The following is a 15,181-nucleotide window of genomic DNA, read 5'->3' as shown; positions in this document are numbered from 1 at the left end:
AGCTCTAAGTCGCTGCAGCCTCGCAATCCCGATTTCAGATACCTCTATGCGGCGTCACCCGCGCCAGACGACCGTGAGGCCCGCTGCTCCAGCAAATACCTCAATTCCGCCACCTCGAATTCAGTCAAGGTCGAACTGCCATGAGCTAGCTGGTTCGGGTCGATACAGTCGGCTGGCAGGTGCCGACCGATCTCCCTGCGCCTTGTGAACTCCGGTTCTGCCTCACCCCGCACAACCAGTTGCATGTAAGGCGCTCCAGTCAGTCGCGCCTTCTTAGCTTTTCGTCCGTGCGCCAACATTTCCCGGCGCCGCTTTGCTTCCAACTCCTTCACTGCCCTGTCCCGGTAGAACTCCCACTCGCTCTCTTCGTTGTCGAAGCGGCTGTATTTCGCAGCCAATCCCCGAACTGCCGGGCTGAGGGCGTTCAAAACATGACGTTCGGGATGCAATATGTGAATGCGGGATGCCGCCGGCGTGCAGCTGTCGACTGACTTAGAAGCCACGTCCGTGCGGCGAAATTGCGATTGCGCACTGTTTGTAGTAAGGTTTTCCACGTTAGAAAACTCCTGGTAAGGGGGTTTTGTAATCAAGACCTCAAGCGTTGGCGCGCTTGGGGTCTTCTCGTTTTTGGGCCGTGCTGCTTTTTCGACAACTCGGCCCTTCGATTCGCATTCTCTACATTCCTCTGACTCTGCCTACTCCGAAAAACAGTAGGCCCCTCAACTTGCGATTTATTCCGATGCTTGGCAACGCTCAAATTCGGACCGCATCGGAATCTGATTTGCAGCATATCCAACTGTTCTGTCGGCTTACCAGTGGATAACTTGTGGGAAACTCGCTTGACTTGCCAAAAATATGCTTTGGGACGACCAAGTTAGACCATCTTGGTATACCGGGGCAGAACTGGATATCGTCGACCAAATAGCTTCATTGCCTTGAGTCTCACTAGCTGACACATTTCAAAATATTTTTCTCGTTAGGCCGCGCTCGCGAGCGTCTTCTGATTCCATGCCATAGCCATCGATTCGAGCGCCTTGGCCCGCTCCTCTCTCCCGACGCCACGAGCTAGCAACACCAGATTTTTTGCCTCCAGCTTGGCCAGAAGATCCAACGCAGTAAGAGGAAGTGCGTCGCGATCAAGGCCTCCCCACTCACCCGTGATGACACGATTTACTAGGCGCGCCTCATTTGCATAGTGGTAGCTCGCCGTGCTCTTTCCCTCTTCCTCGCGCACCAGCCGCAGCACATCGCACATGCCTTTATATGTGGCAGATGCTTCGTGACGGGCGCGTTTCCAATCCACTTGTCCGCGGAGCAGTTTGTCGATCTGCTCGTCGCACCAGACCGCGAATCGAACATCCAACCAGCGAGCGAACACCACACCTAGCTTGGGATGCATCCATGTGCCGCCACCGTTTTCCGGAGAGCCGGCTTTGGTCCTGACAAACCCCGTGCCCTTGGACAATCGGAGTAATTTTGCTTGGCTCGCCGGACGCTCGCCTTTCAACTGACTGATTTCGTTGAATTGTTCCAGAAAACCACTTTTGCCTTCGCTGTTGGCCAGAGCGGCTAAATACTCCGCTGTGTCCCGTTGTTCTAGCCAATCAACAGGCCGCTTACCGAACCTGGCGGCAGCACCAGTCGCGTTGAACCAACCATCGCCTGAAAACGTGATGTCAGTTCCCTGGAAGTCCGCGTGGATGATGTTGGTCATGCCGCCCCCCTTTCCTGATCTGATCGGTACTGTTCCACCGCTGCCTTGCCGGATAATCGAACGTGAACTTCTCTACCCTTCCTTTTTCTTCCATCGTAGGAATATGGTGGATCGCCTAGGCACATGGCGGGCCATCCGGAAGACAATCGTTGATCCAGTGTGCAGAAGTTGACGCCGTAATATTCCGCCCACTCGTGAAGTGACCTGACATCTCCTTGAATGGCCCAATAGACTTTCCCCGTTGGTATCTCAGATCGATCTAACGACCATTGACGACCGCGCAAATAGCTCACCCTATGGCCGATCCTGCCGCGACAACGCTCAACCATGTCTCGACTGTTGTCTGCGCCGCTTCCGAGGTAAAGATGATTGGGGTTGCAGCAGGATGGATTATCGCAGTGATGGCAAATGAATCTGCGCTTTGAGGACATGTCTCCCCCATGAGGAATCGGGCCGAAATGGAGTGCATACATGAGTCGATGCGCGATCACGCTCCGACCTTCGATGTACGCGTGACCATATCCGCAATAGTCCTTCGTTCCGTCCCAGTTCCAGCAATCATTTGCATCTTTGACGAGCCGGCCCATTAGTTTCACCAGCGCCAAATCTCGGTCCGCTGGCATTGGCATCATTGTTCCGGGCGACACTTTCTCCCGACTCATAATTTGATTCCTCAGTCCTTGGAGCTTTTTGTGTATCTTTGTGGCCTTTTGTGGATTTGTCAAGCACTTTGTTGCTTTCTGTGCACTTTGCCACGATCATTTGATTTATGGATAACGAATTTGGCGCGCGGCTGAAAAAGCTGCGCACGGACAGTGGCCTAACTGTGCGCGAGGTCGGCGAAGCAGTAGGCGTGGGATGGACACAGATTTCCCGTTACGAACGCGGTCTGGCGATGCCTCGGCCGAAATTGCTACTTGAGCTCTGCGCATACTTCAAAGTTACGCTTGAATTTCTTCGCGACGGGCTGACGGCCGAAGAAGAATGGCGACGCATGGAGGCCAGCGGCATCCGACTCGATGAGGAAGAAATGCAGTTGGAACTCGCCCCCGATGTATTTCGAATGATCCTCGAACGATCGATGGTCAGTAAACGCACATTTCGAGGAGAGGTCATTTATCTCCTCGAACAAGGTATCAAGCACGACATCGATCAGCTAAAAGATCAAAAGAAAAAGAAAACCCGGCGCTAGGCCGGGTTTTTCATTCTTGGATGGTTGTCAGAACGCCATCGTCAAAATAGAGATACCAACTCAAGCGCTCATTGCCGAACACCCATTGCTCGTGCGTTCCTCTTGCGTTCTCGGTCCGATTTACCTTGTGCGAGCCACACCACCTGAACGCGCGGTCCCAGCAGTCTTTTGACTCGATGACCTTCATCACCTCGGCTTGGGTCATTCCAATTCGAGGCTGCCATTCCTCCTGCTTTGGTTTGGGATCGGCAACCACTTTACTCGCGGTGCCTGCCGGGCACTTGTCCGCGAAGTAGCCGCCTTTCCCTGGTACTTCGCACCACTCCTTTGCGACAAGCGATGCGGAAGCCAGTGGGAGCAGCCAAATTAGCGATCTCGATACCTTTCTCATCGACATGTCTGCCTCTAACGATCGATCATGTCGAGCACGCCGGTCACGATGCCATTGAGATTGACATTGATCAGCGTCCAACTGCCGTTGCCTCGGTTGTACTGCCATTGCTCGCCGATCTTGACGCCGTACTCGTTATACCGAGGAATAACCTTCTCGGGATCCGCCGCATCTCTAAACTGAGAAACACGATCCCCGGCGCTCACAACCCTATTCCCGACCCTGACGTGCTCCATTGAAGAGTACGTGACTGCGAACAAATGATTGCTCTGCACCAAGAGTAATAGCGCGATCAAGCCAATCTTCATAAAGTCCCCCCGTCGGATTCCCGACCGCATCCTACTGCCGCCCCATTCCCGGTTCAATCCGGGGCCGACGGATCGACGTTTTCCTACACGCCGATCCGGCGTTTTCCTCTTGCTTCTGACTATGCCCCAATGACCGTCTGCGCGCTGCCCTGCGCGCGGATGAAGTCGGCGTCCGCTTGCCCGAAGGCGTCCTCGTCGCCGCGCTGATAGGTCTTGCTCTTGCCATCGGTGCCAACGTGACGATGAGGCTGCGTGAACCTCAGCCTGATCTTCTTCGCATCTGTGGCCTTCGCCGCTTCGACTTTCGCTTCGTCTGCCATGATCGCGTCCTCAGAAGCCATTCGGGATGGTGGTGATGTAGTTCACCGTAAGCGGCGCCGCACCAGCGACCGAGATTGGCGAGCCGGTAAGAGTCAGGTTCGCGAAGTTCTCGCTCATCAAATCCAGCGCGGTCGACGGCGCCATGACGGCCTTCGGCACGTCCACCTGGATGTACTTGCCATCCGCAAGGTTCTTGCCATCGAACACGATCTGCATGTTCAACTGCGTGAACTTCTCCGCCGCAATCGTCTTACCGGCGTAGGTTGCGTAGGTGTATCCGACCTTGATGCTGCCGACGGTGATTGCGCCTGCCGAATAGAAGATGATGAGACCGAGGCTGTAGTCCACATCGTAGTCGCTGCCCTCGACGTAGGTCGTGGTGCCACCGGTATTCGTTACACTCACCGCGGACATAAACCTCTTCCCTGGCGCGATGGGAACGTAAAGATCGAGCGCGGGCACGTTGAACGCTGCAGGTGCAACGGTTGCTCCGGTAACGGTCAGTGCTGTCAGATCGCCGCGGAAAATCTGCGCGATACCTTGCGCATCGATCGTGTCGAACGTCAGCGTCAACGCCGACGGCTTCGGAACATAGACTTGGTCGAGGATTCGACCGTAGGTCCCAATGCCCTTACTGATGCGCTGCTTCACTGTCGGCTGACCGGAGTTGTACTCGAATTTGACGGTGTTCTTGCTGACTCCATAGCCGATCGGCGTAAGGCCATCGGATGCCAGGAGACCGAATTTCAGATTGCCTTCGGCCAGAAAGCCGACGTCTTGGGTAGCACCCATGTTGAAACCTCCAAAAGGATAAATGGCCGTCTCGCGACGGTCTGATCGGCTGCCTCACGGCAGTCGGCTGGTTTCGGGTAGACCGAAATAGTTAGGTGCGCGGCAGATAGTTCGCCGTGCCGTTGAACTGGACCACGATGGCATCGAGCCCGTCGGGCCGTTTCAGAATCGTTGAATCGGTGAGTTTCGCATTTGCAATGCCCGTGATGGACGCCTGCGGCTTCGAGAACGCCGATTCGACATCGCCGACTATCTGGTGAGCCAATTGCTTGGCGTTGCTCAGAGAAGCTTTCACGGCCGCCTCGATCGTGAAGCTGATGGAACGCTGACGTCGATTCACATTCGGATCGGTCGAAAGCCGCGACGTGTTCACGTCGACCACGACAGGAATCTGGTCCTTGGTCGGAGTCACCGATTCCTCAAGCAACACCAGGTCGCCGATGTCGGTGAAGTACCCATTGACCTTGCGAATCAGCTGCAGTTGCGCCTGCACAGCCAGGGCAAGCTGCCAGGTGATCGGGTCAGTGCTAGCCATCGTTCAGCACCCATTGCTCGCTGGATTCGTCACACTGGCCTTGTACCGGCTTTTCGAGTGCCCACGTCTCGGAGCCGATTGACAGGGTCGCCCCGCGCTTCGGCCGGGGCACTTCGACGAGTTGGAAGGTCGCGACAGTGCGCTGTCCGATCACTTGGCCGATATCGCCGAGTTCTTGGATATCTCGCTCCAGAACGACAGTGCATGGGACCGTTCCTAGCTCGTCCTGATAAGTCGCCGCATCGGCCAAGCCGGCTCGCCGCAACGAAGCGAAGACAGCAGCATCAATACGAGCAATGGCCGCATTCGTCACAACACAACCCCATTGCGGACGAGCTGTTCGCGCAACCACTTCTGCTCATCACGCATGTCTTTGAGCAGATCGCGGATTTCTGTAAGCAGCGGGACGGGATCGGGAATCGATTCGTTCGCTAGCGGGAAGGAGACCGGCGTTTCCGCCGGTCGGTTGTGCTTGTGCTTGAACATCTTCATCAGGCCGCAGTGCCACGCTGCAGCATGAGCGGCTTCGTGCAGACGTATAGCGGGTAGCTGTAGATTTCCAGATCGACGAACATGTTGCGATCGTCGTCCGGAATCTGCAGCGCATAGAACGGCTGCCCCGGGGTGTTGACCCAATCGAACGATTCACCGGGAGACATGGCCTGCTTGAACACGCCCGGCGCGTTGACGGGGAAAAACTTGCACTTCCCGTTAGGCACAGCCACGGTGGTGTTGTCGTCCGTGCCGCGATAGTTCACGAACGTGATACCGCCGTAGACGAAGGTCTGGAAGGCCGTACCCGTACGCAACTCTGCTGCTTGGGCTTGGTTGAGGTACGTGGCGCGCGTTTCCGCGTTCCCGACGAGAGCGTCGAAGAAGGTGTCGTCACAAAGACCCATGACGTAGGACCGTCCATCGATCCATGCACCCTTCGATGCACGAGCCGTTGCGCGAACGATCGCGGCGCACTGACCGCGGATAGTTCCGTTTGCGGCGGTCGCAGAGGAAAACGAGAAGCTCACTTCTGCCGGTTGCGACACGCCAAACTCGGTATACCAGTTGCGGATCGTCGTTCCGTCAGCATCCTTCACGATGCCCTGGATCGCGCCGAGACGCATGTTCTCATGCGTTAGATTCTGGTCATTGCGCAGATTGGTGAGCTTGCGCAGCACCTCTTCTTGTACCTGCATGAGCTCGCTGTCGGACCCAAACGCACGGATGTTCTGAATCTCCGACGCGTTGAGCCGATCCTTGTTCGCGACGCGGACCGTCGGGAAGTAGCGCAGCGAGCGGCCGTTGTCAGTCCGAGCCGTTGCCGGTGCACCGCGTGGCGAGGTCTGAACCAGATTCAGAACATTGTCGCGCTGCTCGATCGCAAACGCTTCGGTACGGACCGGTACCGCCTCGAAGATATCGAGCGACTGCAAGAAGTTGGGGATGTACGGAACGTTATTGATTGCCTGCGTAAGTTCGAAGGTCGTAAACGCGTCGCCTTTGAAGACGTCAATCGAAGCCATGGTTTTTCTCCGTCAGATGGGATTTTTCGCCGTCACGGCGAGCGTGAAAATAGAAAGGCCCGACAAGCGGGCCTGGCAGGGGTTGGGATCAATGTGGGCTATCGAACGACGACCGCGTTGACTGCGAGCTGGCCGATGGCAGTCGTCTTCTGCGGACCGGTGATGCCGCCGGGCCACGTCAACTCGCCGCCAGTGACTTCGGCGTCACGGGTGACTGCGGTGGCGACCGCATCGGCCGAGGTCGCGTCGACAGACGCCCACAGGATGCCGGCAGCGATCTGACTGCCGTCGCTCGCGCCCGGAGCAAGGACAGTGAACTTGCCGGAAGCGGTGATCTTGCCGAGCACGGCGCCAGTGGCAAGAACACCAGCGCCGGATGCGATGACGATCTGATCGACTGAAATCTTGCTGCCATCGTAGTTTCCGGACAGCAAGAAGCCGCCGGCGTGGAGGGTTTCGTTCAAAACAGGCATGGCTTTCTCCGTCTAGTTGGGAATACGTCGCCTCGCGGCGAGAGAAGATGGAATTAGGCCGCTTTGGCCTTGGCTTTGTGGCGGTCGACGATGCGATCCCACGAACTCGCTCCCGCTGTTGGATCGCCTGGCGCGGCATGCGGAGCACCTTTGGAATCACGCTTCATCGCATCAACTGTGATGCCGCGATCCTTGATCGCCTTGGCCTGCACGACTGCGTAGTCCGCAATCGATGTGCCGGCCGCAACGGCTGCATCACGCTCGGCTTCGAAACCGGCAACATGCAGATCGTTGATCCCTTTAACGCGTTCGCGCTCCGCCGTCGCGCCCAGCTCACGGCCTTCTCTCAGGCCATCGGCTTTGCCGGATTCAACACCCTCTCTTCGAGCAGCCTCGATAGCTGCCGAATTGTCGGGGGCGGAAATCTTGATGTTCTCGGGTTTGTAGCCGGCGTTGAGCGCCGTGCGGTAGTCCGCATCGTTCGTGACGGTAATCGATTCGTTACTCATTGAATTAGACCTCGTTGTTTCAGTTTCGCTTTGGCAGCGAGTTGAGAAATGACCGATTCGAGCGACCCGAGCCGGTCAGCCATTCCAGCGTTCACGGCGTCTTTACCGACGAGCACGCCACCCTTGCCGAAATTCGATTTGACATAACCCACCGCGACACCTCGATTGCGCGCAACCTTCTCAAGGAAGGCTTCTTCCAGGGCGTCGACGACGGCCTGGAACTGCGCACGTCCCGCTTCGGTAGTGGGGTCTGGGCGCTTGTTCGGCGCGTTCGTGCTGACTATCTGATAGGTGCGGCGTCCTGACTTGGCATCGCGTTCGCTCGTATCCTCGATAGTCGAGACGACCCAATCGATCCCAGCAAAGCTGTGTCGTCTGCAACGACCGTGTCGGCGGCTGAGCCAATCCAATACGCTGTACTCGCCATCGTGCCACCGGCATAGGCGACGATCGGCTTTGTTCCGCGCGCCGAATGGATGACGTCGGACATCTCGTTGATTCCCCGCGCGTCGCCGCCCGGAGAATCGATGTTGAGCACGATTCCCGTCACGGTCGGGTCGTCGAGCGCGGTACGGATGTCGGTCGCGAGAACCTGCGTCGACGTCGCGCCGGAAATCTCCGTGAAGATGTTCGAGTACCGCATGATCGGCCCGGCGATCGGCACCACAGCAATTCCGTTTGCTCGTTTCTCAACGGTGCGCGTGTTGTCGAGTGGCTTGCCTTGCAATTGCGCCAGGGCCTCGTGACTGAAATCCCGCTCGCAGATCGCGAGGATCCGTTCGAGCGCATCGGGCAAGATCAGCCAGTGCTGAGCGCATGCCACATCGAAAGCGCGAATCATTCCTGCTGCTCCGGGTCTTCGGGGTTATCGGCTTCTGCCGGGTCGCTCGGCGTGACCGGTGTACCGTCTGGATTGTCGATTGGGGTGTAACGAACGACACCCGTCGGACGCAGTTCCCACGTTTGGTCGCGCTTGCGCTGATTGATCTCGCGAACCTGCTGGTCGTATACGGCGTCGCGAGACTCACCTGTCATCGCTGCGCATTCGATCGATTCGTTGCTGACACCGATCGCAATGCGCTTCTCGGCCGCCTGTGCTTCCTTGAGTTCATCCATCGCGCCGCGTGCTGGACCAATCCAGACGCACCGTGAATAAGCCCGTCGACGAATCGGGTCCGAATAGCCCGGCAAGCGAATGCGCCCCGTTGCGACCTCTTCGTCTAACCGCAACCCATAAATCGGATCGCAGAACTGCTGCACCGTGCGTGCGCGACGGCCTGTATAGAACCGCCATGCCTGCAACATGGCCGCGCGCGCTGCGGTATAGCTTCCGGCGTAGGTCAGCAGAATTTCATCGCTCGGCATTTCGAGTGATGCGCCCATCTGCTTGACCATGGCGACAAAGAACGGATCGAACTGCGCATTGGGTCGAGCAGGATTGGCGAAATTCGCCTTGTCACCGTTCGCCAATTCAATGACCGCGCCGTTGCCGAGCGCGACGTTCTGCGCCGGAACGGGCGGCACGAGCGTAGACTGATCCACTTGACCCGTCGCCGTCGGTCCAGCCGGCACGCCACCAAAGGCGCTGAGGGCATTACCGTTCGGATCGAGGACATCCTGTCCCTTCTCGATGAAGACCGTGAACATGGCCGAGATGACGGCGGCCATCAGTTCGTTGTCAGTCCATTTCGAGAGTTGCCGAAGCGGTTCAAGAATCGGAGCAAGAAACGGTGCGCCGCGGACCTGCCCCGGCCGTTCCTTATCGTTCCAGATGTGCATCACACGCCGGCGCCCGGTTTCCTCGCCAAATGCCGGGTGGAAAGTCCAGGTCGGCGGCTGCTGTGTGATCAGCGCATCGCCCGGGTGATTGCTGCGAATCCAGTAGCCGACCGGCGCGCCCAGATCGTCGAGTGCGACGCCGTTGATCAGCCCGGCGCGGTCCGGTTGCTGCTCGGGTGTTTCGAGCCGGTCCGCCTCGATCAGTTGCACCTTGAGCCCGGAGACGCCGCCCTGGCGCTCGACCCACGGCGTGAGCGCAATGCAGTCGCCGCTCAGCATCGCCGAGAAGACAGCGAGGCTCTGCAGGCCATAGAAGTCCAAGGTTGCTTCAGCATCGCATTCGAGCGCGTCTTCCGCCCAACGCTCCCAAGACGCCTGCAGTTGCGAGTTGAGGGCCTCCGCTTCGTCCGCAGTGATTCCCAACGTCACGTAATCCACGCTCGGACGGCAGATGAGTCCCGTCCCGACAATGTTTGTTCGCGCTCGAGTCATTGCCGCACGGGCGATCGGAAAGGCTCGAATTGCATCGCGAGAGCGTGCACGCAAGGTGCGCTGCTCGCTCAGATTCAAATCGCTTGTTCCACTCCCCAGCGCCGCAAACCACGAAGCCATGCTTCGCAGGACTCGCGACGCGCCAGGCCAACGCGTTTCGCGGAAGTTGGCACCGTCCCCAGTGGCCGTAGCTCCGATAGCGCCCGCATTCTCAAGCGACTTGAAGCGCAGACGCTCCAGTTCACGCTTGACGGCGATGCCGGGCGCGATGTGAGCAATCGCGCGATTGATCACGCTGGTCATAGCGGCGTCACGTAGGTGACACGCGCTCGACCGCCGCCGTTAGCCGCCGCATTCTCCATCGCAGCGAGCGAGCTATATCTCTGCTCAAGCGCCATCAGTTCGGTGAGATTGGCCTTCGTTAGCGACCTGTTGTTCAGGCGCACACTGACGCCGGTCGTGAGAATGTCGTCAATCGCCGCCTGGACGGTCGCCAGTCGTTCGGTATAGGTCGCCATGGGTCTCATTTGGCTGCCTCACGGCAGTCGTTACTGTTCAAAATACCTGCACACCAGTGGATCGAACTGTCGGCCTACTAACGATGCGCGCAGTCTGCGTGGTCACTGGCGAGCCTGCTGGACGCAGATTTGCCACGCCATGTACATGTGCGAGAAACGCTTGCATGGCCTCGCAATCAAGATAGTCGTGAGCCTTGTGACCGCCGATCCACATCACGCGGCCGGATGGCAATCGCAATTGCTGCTCGGCGACCAATTGCCGGTAGTAATCCTCTTGATCAGGCCACTCGCCTTGCGGTGTGTGCCACGCTCCGGGCTGATCCGGGCGCCAACTAAAGCGCGCCTGGACCCACCCCTTGAAATGCTTATCGTCGATCGTCCAAAGCTGCAGCTTGTGACGATCATTGACGCTGATCTCGTTGCTATTGAAGATCTTGCTCGGCTTGTCGCGGCCCTTGGTCGCATATGCGATTGCGCCATATTTCAGACACCACGAGTACACCTGATCGGTTCGAAAGCCTGAATCGACCGCGCAAGCCCGTAGGGGCATGCCATCCCACGTACGCAGCACGAACTGATCGAGCTTTTCCCACACGTCAGGTTTGTCGGTATCGCCTTCGCCGTAGATCTCACCCTTCTCAACGAGCCACGATTCGAACGACGGTCCCCAAGCTCGCACGACATAAACGAGGCGATTCTTTTGGACGTCGATCGTGCAGAAAAGAAGCTGCGCATCCTGCGGTACACGGCCATAGGCATATTCGATCGAGCAGCCTAACCTCACGTCCTCCCAAGCCGGCGCGTCGCCACGCAGCGCGTAGAGCTCGCCGAATCCGGTATTGAGTACGGCGCGAACACGATCCTGATCGCCACTACGCACCGCGCGCAGCCAAGCCGCAGCTCGCTGTCCGAACGAGACCCACGGCGAGCAGAGACCGGATACCCAGAAACTCTGGATGTCCGATTCCTCGACTTCGCCGGTCACTTCGCCGTTTTCATCGCCGAAGCCAAGCTGCCGATGCCAAGGACGTCCAGCCTGCGCCGGATCGTAGCCGACGACATCCTGCCCCCAGGCTAGGAACGTACCGCCCGCATTCATTGCGAACTTGTCGGCGTCCTCAATCTCCGCGCCGCACCGCTGGCATGTCAGTCGCGCCTCAAGTAGCGCGCGTCTTGGAGTGCTTCCTTCCGGCCAGCGAAGCAATTGGAACCGCGGCACGAAGAAGCGATGACAGTGTGGACATGGAATCGCCCACTCGAACCGCGTCCCTTCCTGCCATAGCGACCAGATCGCCGAAGCAATCGCATCGCCCGGCGCGACCTTCCAGTGATCGATTCCCGTGACAGGATGGCGCTCGATGTCGACGGTGCCTTCGGTCGGACTCGATCCGATGACAAGGCGCCCATCAATGAACGTTGCCGTTCGAGCTTCCGAAATCGACACGACATCGCCTTCGCCCGGAATCGCCTTCATGCGATCGATCTCGTCCAGGAGCACTGTATGCGCCGGTTGCGAGGCCAATTCAGTTGGCGAACCTGCCCACGCAAAGCGAAACAACACACCAGCAATCTGCTTCGCGAGTGTTTTTGCTTTCCTACCCTTCAACGTCTTCGCATCCAGCGAAGCGCTTTGCCGCAGCATCTCCGAGAACCTCGGTTCAATTACCGTGCTCACGTTCGACTTCGTTGGACCGACGAACAACATCGGCGCCGGATCGGTATCGAGCTTGTGCCCAGCGATGTTGAACATCGTCTCGGTCTTGGCGACCTGCGATCCTTCACAGAACACGACGCGACGAGCACGCGGGTTCACCGCTGCCCGACAGATCGCGATCGTCCACGGGGTCTTCGATGACTTCCACTTGCCGGGCTCAGCGCTTCCCTTAGGTAGGCGCCGGTTCGCATCAGCCCACGTATCAGGTGTTGTCTTCGGCGGCGCTTTCGCTATCGCCTGAGCTGCCCGGTACTCGATCGCCAGCGCCATCGAACTGCGCGGCGATGATCCCGAGAACTCCGGCGACAGCGTCGCGGACGTCATTGCATTCATCGATGAGCTTTGCGCGTACGAGCGCGGGGTCCTTCATGTTCGCGACGGTTGGCGCAACGCGGCCGGGGAACCCCGCCATCTGCCCTGCAACCTCACCAGCCAGCCTTCGCAACAATTCGCCGTGCATCGAGATCGAGACGAACTCGCCACGACGAACGGCGTTTTCGAATTCGGCCTTATCGGCCTGCGCTGCGGCCAAGCGCTCGCGATCATCCGAGACGGGCCTGCCGAAGCGGACGTTCTCGATCATCCAGCGAATCGCTTTCGCCGTATCGATCTCGACGGCCTCCCCTTTCTTTCCGCTGCGCTCGCATGGCATGCCGCGATCAAGGTAGTCCGCGACCTGACGCGGGCTGTAGCCCACGAGCTCAGCGAACTCACGGCGATTGACGATTGGCATGAATTGTTAAGAAAGGGAAACGAATTCGAACCGTCTATTCACACAAATTGCGGCTCTGCGTTCCCGCTGGGGTTCCGGTTGGCGGAAAGGACCCGTCCGAAAACTGAACAACCTCAACAACCTGAATGGCGTGACCGAAATGCGAACCGCTCACTGCTTGATCACTCCTGCTCGCTCTAACGCATCCAGACATCGTGCGCATAGTTGTCGCCGTGCGTCACAGGCTTCACCTTGCTTGATGTGCGTCTGCTGTAGCCAGACGAGATAGTCGTCATCCTTACGGCCGTTCCACTCCTGCGCGTCTGGGCATTTGTCGCGACACTGCTGCGGGCAACGGAACTCGACGGGCTTAGCGCGCGTTAGCGCGGAGCACGACGGCAGGATCAGCAGTAGCGCAAGTAAAGTCAGTCTGGATTGGAGGCGCATTGTTTTTGAGCGCTTCGTCTAGCGCGTTGAATTTGTCGAGGTATGGAGCGAGTGCCAGTGTTTCCTGCCTGACCTGCGCTTCCGTTGCGGTGGTCGCGGCATTCACGCGCGCCTCGCACTTCTGCTCGCCGAGCTCGCGCTCGTGCCATGCAAACGTGACCAGCGAGAGCACTACGAACAGTGCTGCCGCAGCGAGCAGCCAGATCTTGAGCGGCAGTTCTCCTGCCCACGCGGACAGTGCAGCGATCTTCTCAAGCATCAGTGCAGTGACCTCGTGTTGCGCTGTAAGTGAAGACGGCGAAGCTGTCTCGCCGTATCAAGTCGGCGCAGCAGCACCAAGTACACAGCAAGACCGACATCGATAATGACGTCCCACCATTTCGGCTCACCTGGTCCAATGTCGAACCAAATACCTACAAACGAACCTATTGCCACCATCGCAAACGCTATCGCGAGCAATGGTTGTCGACGACCGTCCATGACGCGAAGTTCATCACCGATCAACAGAGTGATCGAAATCAAAGCGATGACATCGACGAGATCGAGCATCGAGATGTGGATCATTGCGCACCTCCGTCCCCCTGATTGGGTTGGGATGCAGTTCCGCCGAGGTTACCGATGCGGTTCCTCACTGCGTTCTTTGCTGCCGGCAGAGCCGACATCGCGCACAGCCCGATGACAAAAGCGACGCCGTTCTCGACACCGGCTGATTTCAAACCGGTCCATTCTGCAATCATCGGCGTAATGGCAATCGCCGTGATTAGTCCCACAAACACCGCGAGAATTGCTTGAGTGCGCGATAAGTCCTTCACAAACGCCAGGGAGACAATGCCGCCAGCAAAGCCGAATACCGCAGTTCCCAGCTTGATCCCCAGCGTGCTCGATACAGGCTCACCCATGTTCTACGGCCTCAAGTGCGATGCGGTAGCTGTCAGGCCAGTCTTTTGGTCGCGGGACGCCCGGATTCTGAGCGCTTAGATAGAACGCCCAAGCAGCGTTTGCATCGCCGAGCGCCGGCAGCGGCTTTGAATCGGCCCAGCAGGTCAATCGGCACATTCCGAAGCCGAGAACATCATCGAATTCGAGCGCGTTCCAAACGTCGAACGCAGTTGGAGCAACGCCCCGTGCTTCGCAAAGCTGGAGTGCGAGGACGTGCGTCAGCGGATTACTGAGAACACACTGCAAGCCACCTCGCTCGTACTGCGTGAGGCCGCGCGCAGGTCCATTGCCGTATTGATGCCTCGTCCGTAGCTTTGTCTCCTGCCACGCTGTTGCCAGTAGTTGGACGCGCGCTTCTTGCGAATCCATTTTTCCCGGCAGCAAGTCCAGCGCAGGCACAATTGCCTGCGCCAGACAATCCGCTGGCGTGACAGGAAGATTGAGCACAGCTTAGCCTTCCGGCTTGGCCTCGGAGCCACCCGCAGCACCGACAGCGGCCGCGTCTTCGTGCGATTCCGGCGCAGGCGGTTCGGCCAGCGAAGGTGCCGGTGTGGGATTCAGAGCGGTGTCGATTGCAATCTTTGAAGCGTTCAGGCCGGCAGTAGCCGACTTCACGCCCTGATCGATCGCGCCAAGTTGATTCGCGAGAGTCGCCAGATCCGCATCGGTGACGACGCTGGCATTCAAAGTCGACAGCTTGTCGAGCGCGGCCTGGACATCCGTTCCGATGCCAGATACGGCCGTAGTGAGTTCGCCAAGATCGGTGGAAAGCTGAGAAACAATGGTTTCAACGTTGTCGAGCTTTGACATGATGGTCTCCAGAATTGA

Annotated in this window: 24 protein-coding genes; 2 read left to right on the top strand and 22 right to left on the bottom strand. The window is 58.3% G+C overall.

Going from position 1 to position 15,181, the window contains the following annotated elements; translation table 11 throughout:
* Positions 1-44 precede the first annotated feature (44 nt).
* Positions 45-554, bottom strand: a complete 510-nt coding sequence (locus tag FFS30_RS18605; protein ID WP_137914694.1) for a hypothetical protein — start codon at positions 552-554, stop codon at positions 45-47.
* Between the two features lie 422 nt (positions 555-976).
* Complete coding sequence (locus FFS30_RS18600) at positions 977-1,714, bottom strand: KilA-N domain-containing protein (protein WP_137914693.1); 738 nt, start codon at positions 1,712-1,714, stop codon at positions 977-979.
* A gap of 769 nt (positions 1,715-2,483) precedes the next feature.
* On the opposite strand from FFS30_RS18600, the gene FFS30_RS18590 reads away from it, so the two are divergent.
* Entirely contained in the window at positions 2,484-2,906 is a 423-nt protein-coding gene (locus tag FFS30_RS18590) for a helix-turn-helix transcriptional regulator (protein ID WP_137914691.1), read from the top strand.
* A gap of 10 nt (positions 2,907-2,916) precedes the next feature.
* Here FFS30_RS18590 and FFS30_RS18585 read toward each other — a convergent pair whose 3' ends face one another.
* From FFS30_RS18585 to FFS30_RS18540, 10 genes are all read right to left on the bottom strand, one after another.
* The gene (locus FFS30_RS18585; RefSeq protein ID WP_171014727.1) at positions 2,917-3,303 is read right to left on the bottom strand and encodes a hypothetical protein; all 387 of its coding nucleotides are present in this window, start codon (positions 3,301-3,303) and stop codon (positions 2,917-2,919) included.
* Between the two features lie 8 nt (positions 3,304-3,311).
* On the bottom strand, positions 3,312-3,605 hold the full coding sequence (locus tag FFS30_RS18580) for a hypothetical protein (protein ID WP_137914689.1): 294 nt from the start codon (positions 3,603-3,605) through the stop codon (positions 3,312-3,314).
* 119 nt (positions 3,606-3,724) lie between these two features.
* Positions 3,725-3,925 carry a hypothetical protein gene (locus FFS30_RS18575; RefSeq protein WP_137914688.1) on the bottom strand — a complete coding sequence of 67 codons (201 nt, stop codon included), beginning with the start codon at positions 3,923-3,925 and terminating at the stop codon, positions 3,725-3,727.
* Between the two features lie 10 nt (positions 3,926-3,935).
* Positions 3,936-4,718, bottom strand: coding sequence for a hypothetical protein (locus FFS30_RS18570; protein WP_137914687.1), 783 nt, complete (start codon positions 4,716-4,718; stop codon positions 3,936-3,938).
* A 91-nt stretch (positions 4,719-4,809) separates the two neighbouring features.
* Positions 4,810-5,253: a hypothetical protein gene (locus tag FFS30_RS18565; RefSeq protein WP_137914686.1), complete on the bottom strand. Its 444-nt coding sequence runs from the start codon at positions 5,251-5,253 to the stop codon at positions 4,810-4,812.
* A complete protein-coding gene (locus FFS30_RS18560; RefSeq protein WP_137914685.1) occupies positions 5,246-5,566 on the bottom strand; it encodes a hypothetical protein in 321 nt (106 codons plus the stop codon). The genes FFS30_RS18565 and FFS30_RS18560 overlap by 8 nt, the downstream gene beginning before the upstream one ends.
* Positions 5,563-5,745 carry a hypothetical protein gene (locus FFS30_RS18555; protein ID WP_137914684.1) on the bottom strand — a complete coding sequence of 61 codons (183 nt, stop codon included), beginning with the start codon at positions 5,743-5,745 and terminating at the stop codon, positions 5,563-5,565. Before FFS30_RS18555 ends, FFS30_RS18560 begins: the two co-directional genes overlap by 4 nt.
* Positions 5,745-6,770, bottom strand: coding sequence for a major capsid protein (locus tag FFS30_RS18550; protein WP_137914683.1), 1,026 nt, complete (start codon positions 6,768-6,770; stop codon positions 5,745-5,747). Before FFS30_RS18550 ends, FFS30_RS18555 begins: the two co-directional genes overlap by 1 nt.
* Positions 6,771-6,868: 98 nt before the next feature.
* Positions 6,869-7,243, bottom strand: coding sequence for a head decoration protein (locus tag FFS30_RS18545; RefSeq protein WP_137914682.1), 375 nt, complete (start codon positions 7,241-7,243; stop codon positions 6,869-6,871).
* A gap of 53 nt (positions 7,244-7,296) precedes the next feature.
* On the bottom strand, positions 7,297-7,752 hold the full coding sequence (locus tag FFS30_RS18540) for a hypothetical protein (protein ID WP_137914681.1): 456 nt from the start codon (positions 7,750-7,752) through the stop codon (positions 7,297-7,299).
* Between the two features lie 14 nt (positions 7,753-7,766).
* Here FFS30_RS18540 and FFS30_RS24455 point away from each other — a divergent pair, with 14 nt between their 5' ends.
* Complete coding sequence (locus FFS30_RS24455) at positions 7,767-8,057, top strand: hypothetical protein (RefSeq protein ID WP_171014701.1); 291 nt, start codon at positions 7,767-7,769, stop codon at positions 8,055-8,057.
* Here the strand turns inward: FFS30_RS24455 and FFS30_RS24450 are convergent.
* The 10 genes from FFS30_RS24450 to FFS30_RS18490 form a co-directional block, all read right to left on the bottom strand.
* Positions 8,033-8,593: a S49 family peptidase gene (locus tag FFS30_RS24450; RefSeq protein WP_137914679.1), complete on the bottom strand. Its 561-nt coding sequence runs from the start codon at positions 8,591-8,593 to the stop codon at positions 8,033-8,035. The genes FFS30_RS24455 and FFS30_RS24450 overlap by 25 nt on opposite strands.
* Positions 8,590-10,326: a phage portal protein gene (locus FFS30_RS18525; protein WP_137914678.1), complete on the bottom strand. Its 1,737-nt coding sequence runs from the start codon at positions 10,324-10,326 to the stop codon at positions 8,590-8,592. The genes FFS30_RS24450 and FFS30_RS18525 overlap by 4 nt, the downstream gene beginning before the upstream one ends.
* On the bottom strand, positions 10,323-10,541 hold the full coding sequence (locus FFS30_RS18520; protein WP_137914677.1) for a hypothetical protein: 219 nt from the start codon (positions 10,539-10,541) through the stop codon (positions 10,323-10,325). The genes FFS30_RS18525 and FFS30_RS18520 overlap by 4 nt, the downstream gene beginning before the upstream one ends.
* A 37-nt stretch (positions 10,542-10,578) precedes the next feature.
* Complete coding sequence (locus tag FFS30_RS18515) at positions 10,579-12,525, bottom strand: terminase gpA endonuclease subunit (protein ID WP_249352557.1); 1,947 nt, start codon at positions 12,523-12,525, stop codon at positions 10,579-10,581.
* Entirely contained in the window at positions 12,458-12,988 is a 531-nt protein-coding gene (locus FFS30_RS24290; RefSeq protein WP_249352546.1) for a hypothetical protein, read from the bottom strand. Before FFS30_RS24290 ends, FFS30_RS18515 begins: the two co-directional genes overlap by 68 nt.
* Positions 12,989-13,337: 349 nt before the next feature.
* Complete coding sequence (locus tag FFS30_RS18510) at positions 13,338-13,673, bottom strand: hypothetical protein (protein ID WP_137914675.1); 336 nt, start codon at positions 13,671-13,673, stop codon at positions 13,338-13,340.
* Complete coding sequence (locus tag FFS30_RS18505) at positions 13,673-13,978, bottom strand: hypothetical protein (protein WP_137914674.1); 306 nt, start codon at positions 13,976-13,978, stop codon at positions 13,673-13,675. The genes FFS30_RS18510 and FFS30_RS18505 overlap by 1 nt, the downstream gene beginning before the upstream one ends.
* Complete coding sequence (locus FFS30_RS18500) at positions 13,975-14,313, bottom strand: hypothetical protein (RefSeq protein WP_137914673.1); 339 nt, start codon at positions 14,311-14,313, stop codon at positions 13,975-13,977. Before FFS30_RS18500 ends, FFS30_RS18505 begins: the two co-directional genes overlap by 4 nt.
* Positions 14,306-14,800 carry a hypothetical protein gene (locus FFS30_RS18495; protein ID WP_212742517.1) on the bottom strand — a complete coding sequence of 165 codons (495 nt, stop codon included), beginning with the start codon at positions 14,798-14,800 and terminating at the stop codon, positions 14,306-14,308. The genes FFS30_RS18500 and FFS30_RS18495 overlap by 8 nt, the downstream gene beginning before the upstream one ends.
* A 3-nt stretch (positions 14,801-14,803) precedes the next feature.
* The gene (locus FFS30_RS18490) at positions 14,804-15,163 is read right to left on the bottom strand and encodes a hypothetical protein (RefSeq protein WP_137914672.1); all 360 of its coding nucleotides are present in this window, start codon (positions 15,161-15,163) and stop codon (positions 14,804-14,806) included.
* Between the last annotated feature and the right edge of the window lie 18 nt (positions 15,164-15,181).

Origin of the sequence: Rudaea sp. 3F27F6 (assembly GCF_005503555.1) — a bacterium.
Classification (GTDB): Bacteria; Pseudomonadota; Gammaproteobacteria; order Xanthomonadales; family Rhodanobacteraceae; genus Rudaea.
The sequence above is the reverse complement of the archived record's forward strand: the minus strand, read 5'-3'. Positions and strand labels throughout refer to the sequence as shown.

Coding starts and splice junctions, on each gene's coding strand:
- FFS30_RS24290 (WP_249352546.1), bottom strand. CDS start 12,988: ATGCCAATCGTCAATCGCCGTGAGTTCGCTGAGCTCGTGGGCTACAGC.
- FFS30_RS18580 (WP_137914689.1), bottom strand. CDS start 3,605: ATGAAGATTGGCTTGATCGCGCTATTACTCTTGGTGCAGAGCAATCAT.
- FFS30_RS18510 (WP_137914675.1), bottom strand. CDS start 13,673: ATGCTTGAGAAGATCGCTGCACTGTCCGCGTGGGCAGGAGAACTGCCG.
- FFS30_RS18550 (WP_137914683.1), bottom strand. CDS start 6,770: ATGGCTTCGATTGACGTCTTCAAAGGCGACGCGTTTACGACCTTCGAA.
- FFS30_RS18585 (WP_171014727.1), bottom strand. CDS start 3,303: ATGTCGATGAGAAAGGTATCGAGATCGCTAATTTGGCTGCTCCCACTG.
- FFS30_RS18565 (WP_137914686.1), bottom strand. CDS start 5,253: ATGGCTAGCACTGACCCGATCACCTGGCAGCTTGCCCTGGCTGTGCAG.
- FFS30_RS18555 (WP_137914684.1), bottom strand. CDS start 5,745: ATGAAGATGTTCAAGCACAAGCACAACCGACCGGCGGAAACGCCGGTC.
- FFS30_RS18515 (WP_249352557.1), bottom strand. CDS start 12,525: ATGGCGCTGGCGATCGAGTACCGGGCAGCTCAGGCGATAGCGAAAGCG.
- FFS30_RS18540 (WP_137914681.1), bottom strand. CDS start 7,752: ATGAGTAACGAATCGATTACCGTCACGAACGATGCGGACTACCGCACG.
- FFS30_RS18500 (WP_137914673.1), bottom strand. CDS start 14,313: ATGGGTGAGCCTGTATCGAGCACGCTGGGGATCAAGCTGGGAACTGCG.
- FFS30_RS18520 (WP_137914677.1), bottom strand. CDS start 10,541: ATGGCGACCTATACCGAACGACTGGCGACCGTCCAGGCGGCGATTGAC.
- FFS30_RS18590 (WP_137914691.1), top strand. CDS start 2,484: ATGGATAACGAATTTGGCGCGCGGCTGAAAAAGCTGCGCACGGACAGT.
- FFS30_RS18570 (WP_137914687.1), bottom strand. CDS start 4,718: ATGGGTGCTACCCAAGACGTCGGCTTTCTGGCCGAAGGCAATCTGAAA.
- FFS30_RS18505 (WP_137914674.1), bottom strand. CDS start 13,978: ATGATCCACATCTCGATGCTCGATCTCGTCGATGTCATCGCTTTGATT.
- FFS30_RS18545 (WP_137914682.1), bottom strand. CDS start 7,243: ATGCCTGTTTTGAACGAAACCCTCCACGCCGGCGGCTTCTTGCTGTCC.
- FFS30_RS18525 (WP_137914678.1), bottom strand. CDS start 10,326: ATGACCAGCGTGATCAATCGCGCGATTGCTCACATCGCGCCCGGCATC.
- FFS30_RS18490 (WP_137914672.1), bottom strand. CDS start 15,163: ATGTCAAAGCTCGACAACGTTGAAACCATTGTTTCTCAGCTTTCCACC.
- FFS30_RS24450 (WP_137914679.1), bottom strand. CDS start 8,593: ATGATTCGCGCTTTCGATGTGGCATGCGCTCAGCACTGGCTGATCTTG.
- FFS30_RS18575 (WP_137914688.1), bottom strand. CDS start 3,925: ATGGCAGACGAAGCGAAAGTCGAAGCGGCGAAGGCCACAGATGCGAAG.
- FFS30_RS18600 (WP_137914693.1), bottom strand. CDS start 1,714: ATGACCAACATCATCCACGCGGACTTCCAGGGAACTGACATCACGTTT.